The sequence below is a fragment of the Salmonella sp. 5800 genome (genome assembly GCF_046558195.1).
GTDB lineage: Bacteria > Pseudomonadota > Gammaproteobacteria > Enterobacterales > Enterobacteriaceae > Salmonella > Salmonella enterica.
Genome location: NZ_JBGDOX010000004.1, coordinates 375,527 through 390,673 on the forward strand (window position 1 = coordinate 375,527; position 15,147 = coordinate 390,673).

Sequence of the window (15,147 nt, forward strand, 5' to 3'; positions counted from 1 at the left end):
ATTGAGCTTTAGTAATAATGTATTGTCGGCAAAGGCGTTTTATTCGCGAAACTGCTTTTTCGGCATAATATTGACCGTTTCATGTAATTCAGACCATACCAGCACGGCCTCGCCGGATTGCAGTTGGCGTTTTACGTCAGCGACTTTTTGTTCAAGCGAACGTTCATGTTCACCATAATCGGTGCCTTCGCGCAACACAAAGCTTTCGATCAGGTTGTCCAGCGTGTCGGGGGCGAGCCCCTGCCAGGGAATGATCATGATGACGCCTCCAGGTACGTTGTCAGCCAGTCAGGAATTCGGCGTTCCAGCCACATTTCAGGGCGCAGCGGCGTACCGCCGATAAATCCTACGTGTCCGCCATGCTCAGTTAGCTGATACTCCACCTGCGGGGGCAGATCTTCCGCTTTAGGGATCACATGATGATCCATAAACGGATCGTCTTTAGCGTGAATAATCAGCGTCGGTTTAGCAATCTGGTTAAGCAACGGCATGGCGCTACACTGACGATAGTAGTCGATGGCGTCGGCAAAGCCGTGAATTTTCGCGGTGATCAGGTCGTCAAACTCGCGAATACGGCGCATTGATTTCAGTTGCGCCAGATTCACCGGCAGCGACCCGGGATACGCCGCCAGCTTGCGTGACGCATTCGCTTTTAACAGATTAAGCAAATAACGCTGATAGACGCGGGAAAACCCTTTGTCCATATGGTAGCTACAGGCTTCGAGAACAAAGGGCGCAGAAACAATCACCGCCGCCTCGATGGGAATATCGCGGCCTTCTTTCGCCAGCAGGCACGCCAGCATATTACCGCCGAGCGAATAGCCCACGGCGGCTGTCGGAACTGCGCCGAACTCCCGCTGTAACCAGCGTAAAAACCAGGCTCCGTCCTCCGTTTCACCGGAGTGGTAAATACGATTCAGACGGTTGGGTTCGCCGCTACAGCCGCGAAAGTGCATCACCACGCCCAGCCAGCCGCGCTTTTGCGCCGCCTCAATCAGCCCGTGGGCATAGGGGCTGTTCAGGCTGCCTTCCAGACCGTGAAAGACCACCAGCCGCGGTTTATGCTTTGCCTGTTGCGGTTCTTCGCTCCATGCCAGATCGACAAAATCGCCGTCCGGTAGCTCCAGCCGCTGCCAGTGGGCGTTGAACTTCACTTTGCGGCGGATTAAGCGCGGCAGCATAGTTTGTAAATGGCGATTACGAATGCCACGCATGGGAATAAATTCATGCGAGTCATTGACAGGCGGGGTCATTTCTGTGGACGTGATCTCAACCATAGCACCAGAACAATTGATAATTGGAAACAATACTATACCGCGCATAAGGTTCACAGATTAGTCAATATGTGATTTTACGTTCAATTGGTCGTCTGGCGAAATAAAATTGCGCCTCATTTCACCAGAGAGGGCGGTATGCAAGGCGCGCGCAATACCCCACAGAAATCGCGTGAACCTCTGCATCAGCCGAATTAATCGTGGTAGTGTGGCAACACGATAGTTATGTGACTCAAGGAGAAGGCATGTCGAAAACACTTTTACAGATCCATTTTAACTTTAGCGGCCCTTTTGGCGAGGAGATGACTCAGCAACTGGTCGGGCTGGCGGAGTCTATCAATGAGGAGCCGGGCTTCATCTGGAAAATCTGGACAGAAAGCGAGAAAAACCAGCAAGCTGGCGGCATTTACTTGTTTGAATCCGAAGAAACGGCGCAGGCTTATATTAAAAAACACACTGCGCGTCTGAAAAATCTTGGCGTTGATGAGGTGACGTTTACATTATTTGGCGTGAACGACGCGCTGACGAAAATAAATCACGGCAACCTTTGCCGCTAAATCACATAACGCAGGCTTCTGTTCCGGTGCTGCCGGCCGCAACGGTAATCTTTATACCGGGGCGAGTACCGAAGAGGCCTTTATGGACGAACAGCGGACCACGAACGTTCTCTTCCAGCGTGTGCAGCGCCTCGGCGGTGCGGGCGATGTTACCCTTCTCCACAAACATCATGAAGATGGTTAGCTTGCGGAAGGTAATGTCATCGGTGATTGACAGGTTCATCGCCCGCCCCGCGCGTTAGAGCCTATCCCAGTAGGCGTAATTGTTGAAGCCAGTTTGGGGCCGGACAGCGCGCAGAAACCGGAGCGTACACATAGTACGTGAGGATTTCGAGCACTGCCCGGCCCTAAAATGGCGAATAAAATAGCCTAATGGGATAGGCTCTTAGTCGTTCTGCATCATCTGCTCAAGCTGCTCCTGCGCCTCAAGCCATGCCATTTCACATTCTTCCAGCCCGGATTTGGCGCTGGCCTGCAGTTGCAGACACTCGGTCATCTCCGCTTTACGGCTGGGGTCATACAGGCTGCTGTCGCCGAGCTTCTCTTCCGCCTGCGCTAACTGGGCGTTGAGCTTTTCCATCTCTTTTTCCAGACGGGTAATCTCTTTACGCAGCGGCTGCGTCAGAGTGCGTAGCTCGGCTTCGCGACGCTTCTGATCTTTGCGTGACTGGGCGCTGTTGGCGTTGTTTTCCTTCGGCGCGTCGTCGGCCTGGTTTTCCTGCTTCTGCACGTCGCTCAGCCACTGCTGATAATCTTCCAGGTCGCCGTCGAACGGTTCGACCTTTTTGTCGTGAACCAGATAGAGGTCGTCAGTGGTGGAGCGAATCAGGTGGCGGTCGTGCGACACGACGACCAATGCGCCTTCAAAATCAATCAGCGCTTCGGTGAGCGCCTGGCGCATGTCGAGATCCAGGTGGTTGGTCGGTTCATCGAGCAGCAGCAGATTTGGACGCTGCCAGACGATCAGCGCCAGTACCAGGCGCGCTTTCTCGCCGCCGGAGAAACGTTGCGTCTCTTCCGTTACTTTGTCGCCCTGGAAACCGAAGCCGCCGAGATAGTCGCGCAGCTTCTGCTCCAGTTCCTGCGGCGCCAGACGCGCCATATGTTGCAACGGGGATTCATCGGCGCGCAGGAACTCCAGTTGGTGCTGGGCGAAGTAGCCGAGCTTAATGCCTTTGGCGAGGCCAATTTCACCGTGCAACGGTTCCAGTTCGCCCGCCAGCAGCTTAATCAGCGTCGATTTCCCCGCACCGTTGCGGCCCAGCAGGCCGATACGCGAGCCGGGCACCAGGTTCAGCTTGATGGATTCCAGAATGATGCGATCGCCATAACCTGCGCTGACTTTTTCCATCTTCAGCAGCGGGTTCGGCAGGCTTTCCGGCGCGCGGAAGCTGAAATGGAACGGGTTGTCGACATGAGCCGGCGCAATCAGCTCCATACGCTCCAGCATCTTGATACGGCTTTGCGCCTGCTTGGCCTTGGTGGCCTTGGCGCGGAAACGGTCGATGTAGCTTTGCAGATGCGCCACACGCTCCTGCTGACTCTCATACATCGCCTGCTGTTGCGCCAGGCGCGTGGCGCGCTGAACTTCAAACGCGCTGTAGTTGCCGGTGTACTCGAACAGAGTCTGCTGTTCGATATGGATAATTTTATCCACTATCGGGTCAAGAAAATCGCGATCGTGGGAGATCAAAATCAGGGTGCCCGGATAGCTCTTCAGCCATTTTTCCAGCCAGATAACGGCATCCAGATCGAGGTGGTTGGTCGGTTCGTCGAGCAGCAGTAAATCGGAACGGCAAATCAGCGCCTGGGCCAGGTTAAGGCGCATCCGCCAGCCGCCGGAAAAGTCGCTGACCGGATGTTCCAGCTGATCGTTAGAGAAGCCGAGACCGTGTAGCAGGCTGGCGGCGCGCGAACGAACGGTCCATGCGTCGATGGCGTCCAGCTTGCCGTGTATGGAGGCGATAGCATGTCCGTCGTTACGTTCGTTGGCGTCGTTAAGCTGCGCCTCCAGCTGCCGGTATTCACGGTCGCCGTCAATGACATACTCAATCGCTGGCTGAGGCAACGCAGGTGTTTCCTGATTCACCCACGCTAATTGCCAGGTTCCGGGCAGGGTAAAACTCCCGGCATCGGCGCTGATTTCATTTTTTAGCAATGCCAGCAGGGTAGATTTACCGCAGCCGTTTTTACCCACCAGGCCGACTTTCTGGCCTGGATTAATGGTAGCCGAGGCATTGTCCAGTAGGACGCGCACGCCGCGACGAATTTGTAACGAGGAGAAAACAATCATAAGGCGCCGTATGTTCAGACTATGTTAATTTATCATTATGATAATGTAATATTCGGGCGTACCGCCGCGCTGGAGCGCAATGGTAGCTCAAAACAACAACGATACACAAAATCATTCAGGTCGCCTTTGGTGAGGGACAAGAATATCTCTCATTAATCCCCAGCGGCGGACATAGAGTACGTTCCTGAGTTGACCAAACGCTGTCAACGTAGAAGCGGCCTGAAGAATGGCATGTATCGACCCAAAACAACCGGGAGGGGGATTGATGTCTCAGCCAGCGAAAGTCTTGCTGTTGTATGCCCATCCGGAATCTCAGGACTCGGTTGCTAACCGGGTACTGCTTAAACCGGCCATACAGCACAATAACGTAACCGTGCACGATCTTTATGCGCGCTATCCTGATTTTTTTATCGACACGCCCTATGAACAAGCCCTGTTACGTGAGCACGACGTCATTGTTTTTCAGCATCCCCTTTACACTTATAGCTGTCCGGCTTTACTGAAAGAATGGCTTGATCGCGTTTTGAGTCGGGGGTTCGCCAGCGGACCAGGGGGAAACCAACTGGTGGGAAAGTACTGGCGTAGCGTGATTACGACCGGCGAGCCGGAGAGCGCTTACCGGTATGACGCGCTAAACCGCTATCCAATGAGCGATGTACTCCGCCCTTTTGAACTGACCGCGGCCATGTGCCGGATGCACTGGATGCCGCCCATTATTGTGTACTGGGCGCGCCGCCAGTCGCCGCAGACGCTGGCCAGTCATGCGAAAGCCTATGGCGAGTGGCTGGCGAATCCTGTGAGCGCGGGAGGCTATTGATGGAAGGTGCTGATTTATTGACCGCGGGAGTATTGTTCCTCTTCGCGGCGGTGGCGGCGGTGCCGTTAGCCGCGAGGCTGGGCATCGGCGCGGTGCTAGGTTATCTGCTGGCGGGGATTGCGATTGGTCCGTGGGGGCTGGGATTTATCAGCGACGTTGACGAGATCCTGCACTTTTCCGAACTGGGCGTCGTGTTTCTGATGTTTATCATTGGTCTCGAACTCAATCCGTCCCGGCTTTGGCAACTGCGGCGCTCTATCTTCGGCGTCGGCGCTGCTCAGGTGCTGTTAAGCGCGGCGGTGCTGGCGGGATTATTGATGCTTGCTGATTTCTTATGGCAGGCGGCGGTCGTCGGCGGGATTGGCCTGGCGATGTCTTCGACGGCGATGGCACTACAACTGATGCGCGAGAAAGGCATGAACCGTAGCGAGTCCGGGCAGTTAGGGTTTTCCGTCTTACTGTTTCAGGATTTAGCGGTGATCCCCGCGCTGGCGTTGGTGCCTTTACTGGCGGGATCGGTCGACGAGCATTTCGACTGGTTTAAAGTGGCAATGAAGGTACTGGCCTTCGCGGTAATGCTGATTGGCGGTCGTTACCTGCTGCGCCCGGTATTTCGTTTTATTGCTGCGTCCGGCGTGCGGGAGGTCTTCACTGCCGCGACGCTGTTGCTGGTGTTGAGCGCCGCCTTATTTATGGACGCGCTGGGACTGTCGATGGCCCTGGGAACCTTCATTGCCGGCGTTTTACTGGCAGAGAGCGAATACCGGCATGAGCTGGAAAACGCTATCGATCCCTTTAAAGGTTTACTGCTTGGGCTGTTCTTTATCTCCGTCGGTATGTCGCTAAATCTCGGCGTACTTTATACCCATTTACTGTGGGTGGCGGCGAGCGTTGTTATTCTGGTCGTCATAAAAATGCTGACGCTGTATCTGCTGGCGCGGCTATATGGAATAAGAAGTTCTGAACGGATGCAGTTTGCCAGCGTGCTGAGTCAGGGGGGCGAGTTCGCTTTTGTGCTCTTTTCTACCGCCTCTTCTCAGCGCCTGTTTCAGGGCGATCAGATGGCGTTATTATTGGTGACTGTCACGTTATCAATGATGACCACGCCGCTACTGATGAAAGGGATTGATAAGTGGTTATCGCGCCGCCTTAATGGCCCGGAAGAGAATGATGAAAAGCCGTGGGTTGAGGATGATAAGCCCCAGGTGATTGTCGTCGGCTTTGGCCGTTTTGGTCAGGTGATCGCTCGCTTATTGATGGCGAATAAGATGCGTATCACCGTGCTGGAACGCGATATCGGCGCCGTTAATCTGATGCGCAAATATGGTTATAAAGTGTATTACGGCGACGCTACACAAGTCGAGCTGCTGCGTTCTGCGGGCGCGGAGGCGGCGGAGTCGATAGTCATCACGTGTAATGAACCGGAAGACACGATGAAGCTGGTGGCGCTGTGTCAGCAGCATTTTCCTCATCTGCATATTCTTGCGCGAGCGCGTGGACGTGTGGAGGCCCATGAGTTATTACAGGCTGGCGTCACGCAGTTTTCCCGTGAAACGTTTTCCAGCGCGCTGGAATTGGGACGTAAGACTCTGGTGTCGTTAGGTATGCATCCGCATCAGGCGCAACGCGCGCAGTTGCATTTTCGTCGGCTGGATATGCGAATGTTGCGGGAGCTGATCCCGGAGCATAGCGACATGGTACAGATTTCGCGCGCCAGAGAGGCACGACGCGAACTGGAGGAGATTTTTCAGCGCGAAATGCAACAGGAACGGCGCCAGTTGGATGGCTGGGATGAATTTGAGTAGGGGTAAAACAATGGCAATCCGTAAACGTTTTATTGCAGGCGCGAAATGTCCGGCCTGTCAGGCGCAGGATACAATGGCGATGTGGCGTGAAAATAATGTCGATATTGTTGAATGCGTTAAGTGCGGGCATCAAATGCGGGAAGCGGATAAAGACGTTCGCGAGCATGTTCGCAAAGAAGAGCAAGTGATCGGGATTTTTCATCCGGACTAGCGATATGCCGCAGGTTTTTTTAAGCTAAGGGGTACACGGCTGCAGAATTCCGCTACAATCTGCGCCACTATTCTTCCCATGCTCAGGAGATATCATGAAAGTAGCAAAAGACCTGGTGGTCAGCCTGGCCTATCAGGTACGTACAGAAGACGGTGTGTTGGTTGATGAGTCTCCGGTGAGTGCGCCGCTGGATTACCTGCACGGTCACGGCTCCCTGATCTCTGGTCTGGAAACCGCGCTGGAAGGCCATGAAGTTGGCGACAAATTTGATGTCGCTGTTGGCGCGAACGACGCTTACGGCCAGTATGATGAAAACCTGGTGCAGCGTGTGCCTAAAGACGTCTTTATGGGCGTTGATGAACTGCAGGTAGGGATGCGTTTCCTGGCGGAAACCGACCAGGGCCCGGTACCGGTAGAGATTACCGAAGTGGAAGACGATCACGTTGTGGTTGATGGTAACCACATGCTGGCGGGCCAGAATCTGAAATTTAACGTAGAAGTTGTTGCGATTCGTGAAGCGACTGAAGAAGAACTGGCTCACGGTCATGTTCACGGCGCGCACGATCACCACCACGATCACGGTGAAGACGGCTGCTGTGGCGGTCATGGTCATGACCATGGTCACGAGCACGGCGGCGAAGGCTGCTGCGGTGGCGGTGGTAAAGGCGGCTGCGGTTGCCATTAATCCCCGTCGTCTTTCAAGCCACCGCGGTGTTGGCTACGCTTTCAAACCCCGGTCACATAGTTATCTATGCTCCCGGGGAATTTTCAAGCTTGCCGCCTTGCTGTGACTCGAAATCCTTAGGGTATTATCATTGGTTCGATAAATCATCGGGCACAAAAAAGCGGGTTATCCCCGCTTTTTTTTCGTCTCAATAATGCGGCGGCGGCGTTTCTTCTGCCTGAGAGGCGATATTTGACGGCTGACTGGCTTTTAACTTTTCCGTGAGCAAACGCAGATGATCGCGCAGCTTCGCCATCTCCATTTCATGTGCGGTTACCGTCAGGTTTAGTTCTTCTATGGTAATCTCCTGGAACGCCAGACGGCTTTCCAGTTCAGCCAGACGAGCTTCCATCGTGATATCCTGCATGATGTACCTCTTTATGTTGTCTCCGTCGGCGGATTCTACTTAACTTTACCGGCTTTCACAGCAACCATTACGCGCCCTACGAAACTAATTTAAACAAAAAGAGTCTGAAAAGAAGTGATAATAGGGCGTGTTCGTATGTTGATTTGTTCTGCAACGATTTATAGTACGCTTCTTACGTAAGTTAACATGGGGCGAGATGCCCCGGCCCTGGAGATATGGATGAAATCACTGTTTAAAGCCACGCTGCTGGCAACTACGATGGCCGTTGCTATGCATGCACCGATCACTTTTGCTGCTGATGCGGCGAAACCGGCAGCTACCGCTGATAGCAAAGCAGCATTTAAAAACGACGATCAAAAAGCGGCTTATGCGCTGGGCGCCTCGCTGGGTCGTTATATGGACAATTCGCTTAAAGAGCAGGAAAAGTTGGGCATCAAACTGGATAAAGATCAGTTGATTGCCGGCGTTCAGGATGCCTTTGCCGATAAGAGCAAACTGTCCGATCAGGAAATTGAGCAAACGCTGCAGACGTTTGAAGCACGCGTGAAGAGCGCTGCTCAGGCGAAGATGGAAAAGGACGCTGCCGATAACGAAGCAAAAGGTAAAACGTTCCGCGACGCTTTTGCTAAAGAGAAAGGCGTGAAAACCTCCTCTACCGGTCTGCTTTACAAAGTAGAGAAAGAAGGCACAGGCGAGGCGCCGAAAGATAGCGATACCGTTGTGGTGAACTACAAAGGTACGCTGATCGACGGTAAAGAGTTTGATAACTCTTACACGCGCGGCGAACCACTCTCCTTCCGTCTGGACGGCGTTATTCCTGGCTGGACTGAAGGCCTGAAAAATATTAAGAAAGGCGGCAAGATCAAGCTGGTTATCCCACCGGCGCTGGCCTACGGTAAAACGGGCGTTCCGGGTATCCCGGCGAACTCCACCCTGGTATTCGACGTAGAGCTGCTGGATATCAAACCAGCGCCGAAAGCGGATGCTAAACCTGCCGATGCGGCTGACGCTAAAGCCGCAGATGCTGCTAAAAAATAAAAACTGAGAGCCGCCGCTTGTAATAGCGGCGGTTTTTTTTATGCAGGCCGGATATATTACTCACCATAATTTGATTTGCGGATAACGGCGCTTGCGCTGGTCGTTAAGGGCGAGACCGTAGGCTGAATGACCGCCAACGCACACGTAGCCTGAAATAGACGAACAAATTAGTACTGGAAAGATGAACCCTCACTGTATTAATTTAATCATCCGCGTAAATAATGAGCCTGCCCTGAAAACATAACGACAGGCTCCTGAAAAGGAGTGTTTTTTTTCATGTCCAGGTCGCTTTTAACCAACGAAACCAGTGAACTTGATTTGCTGGATCAGCGTCCCTTCGAGCAAACCGACTTCGATATTCTGAAATCCTACGAAGCGGTAGTGGACGGGTTAGCGATGCTTATAGGTTCCCATTGTGAAATCGTATTGCACTCTTTGCAGGATCTAAAATGTTCAGCCATTCGTATTGCCAATGGCGAACATACGGGCCGTAAAATTGGCTCGCCGATTACCGACCTGGCGTTGCGCATGTTGCACGACATGACAGGGGCGGACAGTAGCGTGTCGAAATGCTATTTCACGCGCGCGAAAAGCGGTGTCTTGATGAAGTCGTTGACGATTGCCATTCGCAACCGCGAGCAGCGCGTCATTGGTCTACTGTGCATCAACATGAATCTTGATGTGCCATTTTCACAGATTATGAATACCTTTATTCCGCCGGAAACGCCGGAAGTCGGCTCAACGGTTAATTTTGCCTCCTCAGTCGAAGATTTAGTCACCCAGACGCTGGAGTTCACGATCGAAGAAGTGAATGCCGATCGTAATGTCTCTAACAATGCGAAAAATCGTCAGATCGTCCTTAACCTGTACGAAAAAGGCATTTTCGATATTAAAGACGCCATTAACCAGGTAGCCGATCGTCTGAATATCTCAAAACATACGGTTTACCTCTATATTCGCCAGTTCAAAAGCGGCGATTTTCAGGGGCAGGATAAATAATGCGTTATGCCATTATGGTCACCGGGCCGGCATATGGCACCCAGCAGGCCAGCAGCGCATTGCAGTTCGCCCACGCGCTGCTCAATGAGGGGCATGAGTTAGCCAGCGTCTTTTTCTATCGGGAAGGGGTCTATAACGCCAATCTCCTGACCTCGCCGGCGAGCGATGAATATGATCTGGTACGCGCCTGGCAGAAATTGAATACGCAGCATGGCGTAGCTCTGAACATCTGTGTCGCGGCGGCGCTTCGTCGCGGTATTATTGATGAAACTGAAGCCGGCAGACTGGAGTTGCCGTCCGCCAATCTTCAGCCGGGCTTTACGCTAAGCGGCCTGGGCGCGCTGGCGGAGGCTTCTCTCACCTGCGATCGGGTGGTGCAGTTTTAATGAAACGTATTGCATTTGTCTTTTCCACCGCGCCGCATGGTAGCGCCTCAGGCCGTGAAGGGCTGGATGCGCTGCTGGCGACGTCAGCGCTAACGGAAGCTCTGGGCGTCTTTTTTATCAGCGATGGCGTCTTTCAGTTATTACCAGGACAAAAACCAGACGCTGTGCTGGCGCGTGACTATATTGCTACTTTCAAGCTCTTTGATTTGTACGATATTGATCAATGCTGGATCTGCGCGGCATCGCTGCGCGAGCGTGGTCTGGAGAACGTTAATTTTGTGGTAGACGCCACGCCGCTTGAACCCGTAGCGTTACGCCGCGAGCTTGGCAACTATGATGTCATCCTGAGATTCTGAGGCGTTTATGCTGCATACCTTACCTCATTGCGCCTCGGGCGTTGATTTTCCCGCTTTGCTGCGTCTGCTAAAAGAGGGCGATGCGCTTTTGTTGCTCCAGGATGGCGTTACCGTCGCGATTGAAGGTAACCGCTTCCTTGAAAGTCTGCGCGATGCCCCCATAACGGTCTATGCCTTGAAAGAAGACATTGACGCCCGCGGCCTGGGTGGTCAAATTTCAGACAGTGTCGTCAGGGTTGACTATACTGAGTTTGTCAGACTCACGGTTAAGTATGCCAACCAGATGGCCTGGTGATGGCGGGATCGTTGTATATTTCTTGACACCTTTTCGACACCGCCCTAAAATTCGGCGTCCTCATATTGTGTGAGGGCGTTTTATTACGTGTTTACGAAGCAAAAGCTAAAACCAGGAGCTATTTAATGGCAACAGTTAACCAGCTGGTACGCAAACCACGTGCTCGCAAAGTTGCGAAAAGCAACGTGCCTGCGCTGGAAGCATGCCCGCAAAAACGTGGCGTATGTACTCGTGTATATACTACCACTCCTAAAAAACCGAACTCCGCACTGCGTAAAGTTTGCCGTGTTCGTCTGACTAACGGTTTTGAAGTGACTTCCTACATCGGTGGTGAAGGTCACAACCTGCAGGAGCACTCCGTGATCCTGATCCGTGGCGGTCGTGTTAAAGACCTCCCGGGTGTTCGTTACCACACCGTTCGTGGCGCGCTTGACTGCTCCGGCGTTAAAGACCGTAAGCAAGCTCGTTCTAAGTACGGCGTGAAGCGTCCTAAGGCTTAATGGTTCTCCGTTAAGTAAGGCCAAACGTTTTAAATTAATGTCAAACTAAACTCGTAGAGTTTTGGACAATCCTGAATTAACAACGGAGTATTTCCATGCCACGTCGTCGCGTCATTGGTCAGCGTAAAATTCTGCCGGATCCGAAGTTCGGATCAGAACTGCTGGCTAAATTTGTCAATATCCTGATGGTAGATGGTAAAAAATCTACTGCAGAATCAATCGTATACAGCGCGCTGGAGACCCTGGCTCAGCGTTCTGGTAAATCTGAACTGGAAGCTTTCGAAGTCGCTCTCGAAAACGTTCGCCCGACTGTAGAAGTTAAATCCCGCCGTGTAGGTGGTTCTACTTATCAGGTACCAGTTGAAGTCCGTCCGGTCCGTCGTAATGCTCTGGCAATGCGTTGGATCGTAGAAGCTGCTCGTAAACGCGGTGATAAATCCATGGCTCTGCGCCTGGCGAACGAACTTTCTGACGCTGCAGACAACAAAGGTACTGCAGTTAAGAAACGTGAAGACGTTCACCGTATGGCAGAAGCCAACAAGGCGTTCGCACACTACCGTTGGTAATCCCTTCGGAGTCATAGTCACCAGGCGGGCGCTTCAGGTAAGTCGCCCGTTTTGGATAACTTAACTGAACGCCTAAAGATATCAACGAGGAATCAAATGGCTCGTACAACACCCATCGCACGCTACCGTAATATCGGTATCAGTGCGCACATCGACGCCGGTAAAACCACTACTACCGAACGTATTCTGTTCTACACCGGTGTAAACCACAAAATCGGTGAAGTTCATGACGGCGCAGCTACCATGGACTGGATGGAGCAGGAGCAGGAGCGTGGTATTACTATCACCTCCGCAGCGACTACTGCATTCTGGTCTGGTATGGCTAAGCAGTATGAACCGCATCGCATCAACATCATCGACACCCCGGGGCACGTTGACTTCACTATCGAAGTAGAACGTTCCATGCGTGTTCTCGATGGTGCGGTAATGGTTTACTGCGCAGTTGGTGGTGTTCAGCCGCAGTCTGAAACCGTATGGCGTCAGGCAAACAAATACAAAGTTCCGCGCATTGCGTTCGTTAACAAAATGGACCGCATGGGCGCGAACTTCCTGAAAGTTGTTGGTCAGATCAAAACCCGTCTGGGCGCGAACCCGGTTCCGCTGCAGCTGGCAATTGGTGCTGAAGAAGGTTTCACCGGCGTTGTTGACCTGGTGAAAATGAAAGCCATCAACTGGAACGATGCCGACCAGGGCGTTACCTTCGAATACGAAGATATCCCGGCTGACATGCAGGACCTGGCTAACGAATGGCACCAGAACCTGATCGAGTCCGCCGCAGAAGCTTCTGAAGAGCTGATGGAAAAATACCTGGGTGGTGAAGAACTGACTGAAGAAGAGATCAAACAAGCTCTGCGTCAGCGCGTTCTGAACAACGAAATCATCCTGGTAACCTGTGGTTCTGCATTCAAGAACAAAGGTGTTCAGGCGATGCTGGATGCGGTAATTGATTACCTGCCATCCCCGGTAGACGTACCTGCGATCAACGGTATTCTGGACGACGGTAAAGATACTCCGGCTGAGCGTCACGCAAGCGACGACGAGCCGTTCTCTGCGCTGGCGTTCAAAATCGCTACCGACCCGTTTGTGGGTAACCTGACCTTCTTCCGTGTGTACTCCGGTGTGGTTAACTCTGGTGATACCGTACTGAACTCCGTGAAAACCGCACGTGAGCGTTTCGGTCGTATCGTTCAGATGCACGCCAACAAACGTGAAGAGATCAAAGAAGTTCGCGCGGGCGACATCGCGGCTGCTATCGGCCTGAAAGACGTGACTACCGGTGACACCCTGTGTGATCCGGAAAACCCGATCATTCTGGAACGTATGGAATTCCCTGAGCCGGTAATCTCCATCGCGGTAGAACCGAAAACCAAAGCTGACCAGGAAAAAATGGGTCTGGCTCTGGGCCGTCTGGCGAAAGAAGACCCGTCATTCCGCGTATGGACTGATGAAGAATCTAACCAGACCATCATCGCTGGTATGGGTGAACTTCACCTGGATATCATCGTTGACCGTATGAAGCGTGAATTCAACGTTGAAGCTAACGTGGGTAAACCTCAGGTTGCTTACCGCGAAGCGATTCGCGCGAAAGTTACCGACATCGAAGGTAAACACGCGAAACAGTCTGGTGGTCGCGGTCAGTATGGTCATGTTGTTATCGACATGTACCCGCTGGAGCCGGGCTCTAACCCGAAAGGTTACGAGTTCATCAACGACATCAAAGGTGGTGTAATTCCTGGCGAATACATCCCGGCCGTTGATAAAGGCATCCAGGAGCAGCTGAAATCTGGCCCGCTGGCTGGTTATCCGGTAGTTGATCTCGGTGTGCGTCTGCACTTCGGTTCTTACCATGACGTTGACTCCTCTGAGCTGGCGTTTAAACTGGCTGCGTCTATCGCCTTTAAAGAAGGCTTTAAGAAAGCAAAACCAGTTCTGCTTGAGCCGATCATGAAGGTTGAAGTAGAAACACCTGAAGAGAATACCGGTGACGTTATCGGCGACCTTAGCCGCCGTCGTGGTATGCTCAAAGGTCAGGAATCTGAAGTTACAGGCGTTAAGATCCACGCTGAAGTACCGCTGTCTGAAATGTTCGGATATGCAACTCAGCTGCGTTCTCTGACCAAAGGTCGCGCATCGTACACTATGGAATTCCTGAAGTATGATGATGCGCCGAACAACGTTGCTCAGGCCGTAATCGAAGCCCGTGGTAAATAAGCCGCAGGGTTAAAAACCAAAATCCCGTGCTCTCTCCTGAAGGGGAGAGCGCTATAGTAAGGAATATAGCCGTGTCTAAAGAAAAATTTGAACGTACAAAACCGCACGTTAACGTCGGCACCATCGGCCACGTTGACCACGGTAAAACTACCCTGACCGCTGCAATCACCACCGTACTGGCTAAAACCTACGGCGGTGCTGCTCGTGCATTCGACCAGATCGATAACGCTCCGGAAGAAAAAGCGCGTGGTATCACCATCAACACTTCTCACGTTGAATACGATACCCCGACCCGCCACTACGCACACGTAGACTGCCCGGGGCACGCCGACTATGTTAAAAACATGATCACCGGTGCTGCTCAGATGGACGGCGCGATCCTGGTTGTTGCTGCGACTGACGGCCCGATGCCGCAGACCCGTGAGCACATCCTGCTGGGTCGTCAGGTAGGCGTTCCGTACATCATCGTGTTCCTGAACAAATGCGACATGGTTGATGACGAAGAGCTGCTGGAACTGGTTGAAATGGAAGTTCGTGAACTTCTGTCTCAGTACGACTTCCCGGGCGATGACACGCCGATCGTTCGTGGTTCTGCTCTGAAAGCGCTGGAAGGCGACGCAGAGTGGGAAGCGAAAATCATCGAACTGGCTGGCTTCCTGGATTCTTACATCCCGGAACCAGAGCGTGCGATTGACAAGCCGTTCCTGCTGCCGATCGAAGACGTATTCTCCATCTCCGGTCGTGGTAC

The 15,147-nt window shown here is 52.7% G+C and carries 19 protein-coding genes; 14 read left to right on the forward strand and 5 right to left on the reverse strand.

From position 1 onward, the window contains the following. Nucleotides 1-39 precede the first annotated feature (39 nt). Complete coding sequence (locus tag ACLJZ5_RS11025) at nt 40-258, reverse strand: YheU family protein (RefSeq protein ID WP_000586568.1); 219 nt, start codon at nt 256-258, stop codon at nt 40-42. Then, on the reverse strand, nt 255-1,322 hold the full coding sequence (locus tag ACLJZ5_RS11030; protein ID WP_001214115.1) for a hydrolase: 1,068 nt from the start codon (nt 1,320-1,322) through the stop codon (nt 255-257). Before ACLJZ5_RS11030 ends, ACLJZ5_RS11025 begins: the two co-directional genes overlap by 4 nt. Before the next feature lie 197 nt (nt 1,323-1,519). Here ACLJZ5_RS11030 and ACLJZ5_RS11035 point away from each other — a divergent pair, with 197 nt between their 5' ends. After that, a complete protein-coding gene (locus tag ACLJZ5_RS11035) occupies nt 1,520-1,831 on the forward strand; it encodes a monooxygenase (RefSeq protein ID WP_000047690.1) in 312 nt (103 codons plus the stop codon). A gap of 1 nt (nt 1,832) precedes the next feature. Here the strand turns inward: ACLJZ5_RS11035 and ACLJZ5_RS11040 are convergent, their stop codons facing one another. Together ACLJZ5_RS11040 and ACLJZ5_RS11045 are read right to left on the reverse strand one after the other, a co-directional pair. Then, a complete protein-coding gene (locus tag ACLJZ5_RS11040) occupies nt 1,833-2,054 on the reverse strand; it encodes a LysR family transcriptional regulator (RefSeq protein WP_023138255.1) in 222 nt (73 codons plus the stop codon). A 162-nt stretch (nt 2,055-2,216) separates the two neighbouring features. Then, the gene (locus ACLJZ5_RS11045) at nt 2,217-4,124 is read right to left on the reverse strand and encodes an ABC transporter ATP-binding protein (protein WP_024798405.1); all 1,908 of its coding nucleotides are present in this window, start codon (nt 4,122-4,124) and stop codon (nt 2,217-2,219) included. A gap of 265 nt (nt 4,125-4,389) precedes the next feature. Between ACLJZ5_RS11045 and kefG the strand changes: the two genes are divergently transcribed. The 4 genes from kefG (at nt 4,390) to slyD (ending at nt 7,642) form a co-directional block, all read left to right on the forward strand. Continuing rightward, entirely contained in the window at nt 4,390-4,941 is a 552-nt protein-coding gene (gene kefG, locus ACLJZ5_RS11050) for a glutathione-regulated potassium-efflux system ancillary protein KefG (protein ID WP_000081820.1), read from the forward strand. Then, a complete protein-coding gene (gene kefB, locus ACLJZ5_RS11055; RefSeq protein WP_000398141.1) occupies nt 4,941-6,746 on the forward strand; it encodes a glutathione-regulated potassium-efflux system protein KefB in 1,806 nt (601 codons plus the stop codon). The genes kefG and kefB overlap by 1 nt, the downstream gene beginning before the upstream one ends. A gap of 10 nt (nt 6,747-6,756) precedes the next feature. After that, nucleotides 6,757-6,957 (forward strand): YheV family putative zinc ribbon protein, encoded by a 201-nt coding sequence (locus ACLJZ5_RS11060; RefSeq protein ID WP_001007735.1) that lies wholly within the window; start codon nt 6,757-6,759, stop codon nt 6,955-6,957. A 94-nt stretch (nt 6,958-7,051) separates the two neighbouring features. Continuing rightward, entirely contained in the window at nt 7,052-7,642 is a 591-nt protein-coding gene (gene slyD / locus ACLJZ5_RS11065; protein WP_000861341.1) for a peptidylprolyl isomerase, read from the forward strand. Nucleotides 7,643-7,829: 187 nt separating this feature from the next. Here the strand turns inward: slyD and ACLJZ5_RS11070 are convergent, their stop codons facing one another. After that, a complete protein-coding gene (locus tag ACLJZ5_RS11070) occupies nt 7,830-8,048 on the reverse strand; it encodes a protein SlyX (protein ID WP_001152701.1) in 219 nt (72 codons plus the stop codon). Between the two features lie 219 nt (nt 8,049-8,267). Between ACLJZ5_RS11070 and fkpA the strand changes: the two genes are divergently transcribed. The 9 genes from fkpA to ACLJZ5_RS11115 form a co-directional block, all read left to right on the forward strand. After that, nucleotides 8,268-9,086, forward strand: coding sequence for an FKBP-type peptidyl-prolyl cis-trans isomerase (fkpA, locus tag ACLJZ5_RS11075; RefSeq protein ID WP_000838221.1), 819 nt, complete (start codon nt 8,268-8,270; stop codon nt 9,084-9,086). A 276-nt stretch (nt 9,087-9,362) separates the two neighbouring features. Then, complete coding sequence (locus tag ACLJZ5_RS11080; protein ID WP_023183114.1) at nt 9,363-10,085, forward strand: transcriptional regulator; 723 nt, start codon at nt 9,363-9,365, stop codon at nt 10,083-10,085. Continuing rightward, entirely contained in the window at nt 10,085-10,471 is a 387-nt protein-coding gene (gene tusD / locus ACLJZ5_RS11085; RefSeq protein ID WP_001268011.1) for a sulfurtransferase complex subunit TusD, read from the forward strand. The genes ACLJZ5_RS11080 and tusD overlap by 1 nt, the downstream gene beginning before the upstream one ends. Next, complete coding sequence (gene tusC, locus ACLJZ5_RS11090) at nt 10,471-10,827, forward strand: sulfurtransferase complex subunit TusC (RefSeq protein ID WP_000820705.1); 357 nt, start codon at nt 10,471-10,473, stop codon at nt 10,825-10,827. The genes tusD and tusC overlap by 1 nt, the downstream gene beginning before the upstream one ends. Before the next feature lie 7 nt (nt 10,828-10,834). Beyond that, entirely contained in the window at nt 10,835-11,122 is a 288-nt protein-coding gene (tusB, locus tag ACLJZ5_RS11095) for a sulfurtransferase complex subunit TusB (RefSeq protein WP_000903398.1), read from the forward strand. 125 nt (nt 11,123-11,247) lie between these two features. Then, nucleotides 11,248-11,622: a 30S ribosomal protein S12 gene (rpsL, locus tag ACLJZ5_RS11100; RefSeq protein WP_000246815.1), complete on the forward strand. Its 375-nt coding sequence runs from the start codon at nt 11,248-11,250 to the stop codon at nt 11,620-11,622. A 95-nt stretch (nt 11,623-11,717) separates the two neighbouring features. Next, a complete protein-coding gene (gene rpsG, locus ACLJZ5_RS11105) occupies nt 11,718-12,188 on the forward strand; it encodes a 30S ribosomal protein S7 (RefSeq protein WP_001138042.1) in 471 nt (156 codons plus the stop codon). A gap of 96 nt (nt 12,189-12,284) precedes the next feature. Continuing rightward, nucleotides 12,285-14,399 (forward strand): elongation factor G, encoded by a 2,115-nt coding sequence (gene fusA / locus ACLJZ5_RS11110; RefSeq protein WP_000124693.1) that lies wholly within the window; start codon nt 12,285-12,287, stop codon nt 14,397-14,399. Nucleotides 14,400-14,470: 71 nt separating this feature from the next. Further along, nucleotides 14,471-15,147: GTP-binding protein (locus ACLJZ5_RS11115; protein ID WP_079965015.1), on the forward strand; the 677-nt coding region annotated here is incomplete at its 3' end.